Origin of the sequence: Bacteroides sp. An279, from assembly GCF_002159615.1 — a bacterium.
In the GTDB taxonomy this organism is placed as follows: domain Bacteria; phylum Bacteroidota; class Bacteroidia; order Bacteroidales; family Bacteroidaceae; genus Phocaeicola; species Phocaeicola intestinalis.
In genome coordinates, this window is record NZ_NFJA01000160.1 from 1 (window position 1) to 3862 (window position 3862).

A 3862-nucleotide genomic window follows, 5' to 3' on the forward strand; every position below is an offset into this window, starting at 1 on the left:
ATCTGACGAAGAACAGGAGCGAAAAGGGCCAAAAAATCGCCCAAAGCACACACGAAAACGGATACATCAAGCCAAGAAAAACTTTTTGGAGAAATTCAAAACAGCTTCTAAGTTAACCCAAAGAAAGCGGGGCTTGTCCGGATGATGTGAATCAATCGGATAAGTCCCGTAATGTTATAAGTAACTGCTCATAAATGAGATTCAACACAGAGGACACGGGCATATACTCTCATAAGGAATGTGGCGTATAGTAAGGCAGCAGGAACCGGAAGAAACCCTGCTCTACCTCCTGGTTGGGGGATTCAGACGGTTGTTCTACAAATCTTCCTTCAATCCTTGCTTCCAACCGGGGAAAGGGCAGTGGTCGTGGATCTCACGGAAAAGCTTTAGACAGTAATTCACCAAATTACGGGCTTCTTCCACTACAATGGGGTCACCCATGATTTCAATCAACGAGCGGGAGGTGGATGTATTAATCGTCTTACGAATACCCATCTCGTTGTTGCTTAATGTTACCAGGCTGTAATCGGATTTACAAGTCATTAAGTCTATCACTTGTGGGCAGGGCTTTTCGAGCATCTGTAACAGCTTATTTACGTCTGCATGGTTGGTGATGCGCTTGAAAAAAGTGCCCCAACCCGCAAAAAGCATTACCTCGTTTTTTCCCTTAAACAGGAAGTTTACTATTCCGTAAAAGCCTTTTCCTGCTTTAAATATATATTCGGCATAATCTTTACGGACTACAAATGTCATCGCTTCGCCCGCTATAAATGTGCCGCCGGCAGTTGTCTGTAAGAAAGTACGCATAAGTTATCAAATCTGTTTACAATGTTATTAAAATGCGAAAACCCACCGTGAGTGCTCTTCAGTCACCCACTTCTCCACCGTCCTTGTTTCCGATGAGAAGTTTACGCCTATCAGGTAAAGCTTGCGTTTGTCCGTCTGGAAAGGGCGGGCATAATGGTTGTCCTTGATTTGCCGGAGGGCTTCTTCGGCGGTCTTGTCAAGCTTCAGTTCTATGATGTAAATATAGTCTTTTGTCTGAATGGTAATATCTATGCGGCCTTGGCTGGTCGCCTGCTCTACCTGCACATTGTAGCCCAGCATGGTGAAAATCAGGTAGAGAGTGTTTTGGAAATCCTTTTCCTTGTCAGCTCCTGCCACCATGTAGCTTCTGCCTGCCAGCATGGTCTGGATGGTTTGCAGCAGGTCATCGGGGTTGCCCTGTTTGACGGCTGAAGTCATCTTGTTGAGAATGCCCCTGACGCTCGATTGCTGCTGTGACGTGTAGTAAGGCATCAGAAAACGGAAGAAACCCCGCTCAACCTCCTGATTGGGGAAGTCCAGACGGTAACCTAATTCGGGGTCATAACCGGCAATGGTGAGGTAGCCGCTCTGGAAGAGTACGGGAACGGGGTCATCATATCCCTCGTCTACGGAAGAAAGTACATCTCCGTCCACATAAATGCCTTTCAAATCATGCAACTCATAGTCGTTCTGTTGCAATAGCTTGACTAAGAACGTGGGTGTGCCTGTCTTAAACCAATAGTCATTGAACTCTTTTTTTGCAAATGTGTTGAGCAGGCTGAATGGATTGTAAATGCCTACACTGTTCTGCCGGAAATGATAACCGTCGTATTGCTTGCGCAACCTCTCGCATGCCTCTTCGAAGGTCATGCCGTTGGCATCGGCAAGTTCGCGGATGGAGTCGTCAAAGTAAATGTGCAGTTCTTCTTCAGATATGCCACAGATGTCCACATAGCGGGGATCCATGGAGATGTCATCCAGATTGTTTAGGTCGCTGAAGATGCTGACGTGGCTGAACTTGCTCACGCCCGTGATGAAACCGAAACGGATGCAGGCATCCAGTGACTTGAGCACAGAGAAGAAAGCTTTCAAGGCTTTCCGGTACGCATCGTGCAAAGGTTTGTTGTCGATGGTGCTGAGAAGCGGTTTGTCGTATTCGTCCACCAACACCACCACTTGTTCATCCGACTGTTTGTAGGCAGTATGTATTACGTTATAGAAACGTTCTTCGGGAGCCAGGTTGCTATCAGTAGTCATGCCATAACCCTGTTCCCACATCACAAGGTGCTTATTCAATTCCGCTTTGAGGGATTCTTCATCCTCATAATTGCGAGCATTCAAGTCCAGATGAAGCACGGGATATTGTATCCACTCTGTTTCCTGTTTCTCTATGGCAAGTCCTTTGAACAAGTCTTTTTGTCCCAAGAAGTAAGCTTCCATAGTAGAGACCAGCAAGGATTTGCCGAACCGGCGGGGACGGCTGAGAAAGTAGTATTTCCCCATCAACGCCATTCGGTAAATAAATGCCGTCTTGTCTACGTAAACGAATCCGCGCTTGCGGATGTCGGCAAAACTCTGTATTCCTATGGGGTACTTCATCATGGCTCTGTAAGTTTTTGAGTTTTTAAGTTCTTGGGACGTTTGATTTTGTTTACAAAGTTAACGATTAATCTTCAACAGACAAAGAAAAAGTCGGTTTATAGTAGAACAAAATCTCACCACAGAGGTCACAGGGTACCACAGAGAAAAAATTTAAAAGCCTCTGTGTCCTGTGGTGAGAAAATGCACAATTTCATACCGCGTAAAATATAAAAGAATGCAGACGGGGACAGACGGACACAGATTTTACTATAAAATCACTTCTGATTGACTTTAGAAGATGAAATGAGCACTTGCTTATCTGAATCTTTCTTTGTATATTTGCTGCATAAAAATGAGTTTGTATATGAAGAAAGAAATAAACGGTTGGCTGAATATTTTGCTGGGATGTATCATCCTGGCGGCAGGTTTTGTGTTTTTTATCAATCCATATAACATTGTGCCGGGAGGTGTGTATGGGGCGAGTATCGTGTTGCATAACCTGTTTCCTTCCGTTCAGGTAGGTACGTTCGGGTATATGTTCGATATTCCGTTGCTGATTCTTTCGGTCATCTTTTTAGGCACGAAGCTGGGGGCGCGTACCATTGCGGCTGCATTGACCACTCCTTTGTTGATGAACATCATGTCGCGTCTGGTATATCCTACGGAAGAAGCTTTGCATGCGCTTGACCCGTCTCAGCTTTTGGGAGGCATTATGGACTTGTCGGACCATCTGATGCTGACCTGCGTGATGGGTGCCGTACTGATAGGTATCGGGAGCGGCATTGTGGTGAAGAATCAGGCTACTACGGGCGGGAGCGATATTGTGGCAATGATGCTTCAGAAGTATATGCACATCCGTTTCTCGCGGGCGATATTGCTTGTGGACGGGATCGTTGTCTGCTTTGGTTTGTTGGTGATTGGGTTCGGATTGGGAAGCGGAGAAGTATCCGAGGAACCTTCCGTTTATTTGTCTTTGTATTCGTTGATAGCTATCTTCATCGTATCGCGGGTGATAGCTTATATGATAAACGGCTCGAAGAATGACAAGCTGATATTTGTTATCAGCGAGAAGGAGTTGCCAGATTTGCATAAGTATATCTTGAATGATTTGGACCGTACCGCTACATGTATCAAGAGCAGCGGCTTGTACACGAAGAAGGAGAAGGAAATGATTTTCTTGGTAGTGAGCTACAAGGAAGTGGCGGGCGTGAAAGCCACGATAAAGCTTGCCGACCCGCGTGCCTTCGTGGTAGTGACCGATGCTTACGATACGTTCGGTGAAGGCTGGAAGCAGCTTCCTTCGCCCAATGAGATTGAGCCGGAGTGATATCGGGGCTTACGCACGATATGATAACTTCTGCTAATAGAAGCTGTTTTGAATTTATCGTGTGATGATTTGGGATGAGTTTTTGAGGCATTTTCGCTTCTGTGATGAGGAAGATAGCGGGCTATCTGACGAAGAACAGGAGCGAAA

3 protein-coding genes are annotated in these 3862 nt (G+C 45.8%); 1 reads left to right on the top strand and 2 read right to left on the bottom strand.

Going from position 1 to position 3862, the window contains the following annotated elements; all coding sequences use genetic code 11:
* Positions 1 to 315 precede the first annotated feature (315 nt).
* Both B5F78_RS16075 and B5F78_RS16080 read right to left on the bottom strand, forming a co-directional pair.
* Positions 316 to 807 (bottom strand): hypothetical protein, encoded by a 492-nt coding sequence (locus B5F78_RS16075; protein ID WP_087407217.1) that lies wholly within the window; start codon positions 805 to 807, stop codon positions 316 to 318.
* Between the two features lie 27 nt (positions 808 to 834).
* On the bottom strand, positions 835 to 2406 hold the full coding sequence (locus B5F78_RS16080) for an ATP-binding protein (protein ID WP_087407218.1): 1572 nt from the start codon (positions 2404 to 2406) through the stop codon (positions 835 to 837).
* Between the two features lie 346 nt (positions 2407 to 2752).
* Here B5F78_RS16080 and B5F78_RS16085 point away from each other — a divergent pair, with 346 nt between their 5' ends.
* Positions 2753 to 3715 (top strand): YitT family protein, encoded by a 963-nt coding sequence (locus B5F78_RS16085; RefSeq protein ID WP_013617439.1) that lies wholly within the window; start codon positions 2753 to 2755, stop codon positions 3713 to 3715.
* Positions 3716 to 3862 lie beyond the last annotated feature (147 nt).

Excerpts from the sequence above, each read along its gene's own strand:
- B5F78_RS16075 (WP_087407217.1), bottom strand. The coding sequence starts at position 807 with ATGCGTACTTTCTTACAGACAACTGCCGGCGGCACATTTATAGCGGGC.
- B5F78_RS16080 (WP_087407218.1), bottom strand. The coding sequence starts at position 2,406 with ATGAAGTACCCCATAGGAATACAGAGTTTTGCCGACATCCGCAAGCGC.
- B5F78_RS16085 (WP_013617439.1), top strand. The coding sequence starts at position 2,753 with ATGAAGAAAGAAATAAACGGTTGGCTGAATATTTTGCTGGGATGTATC.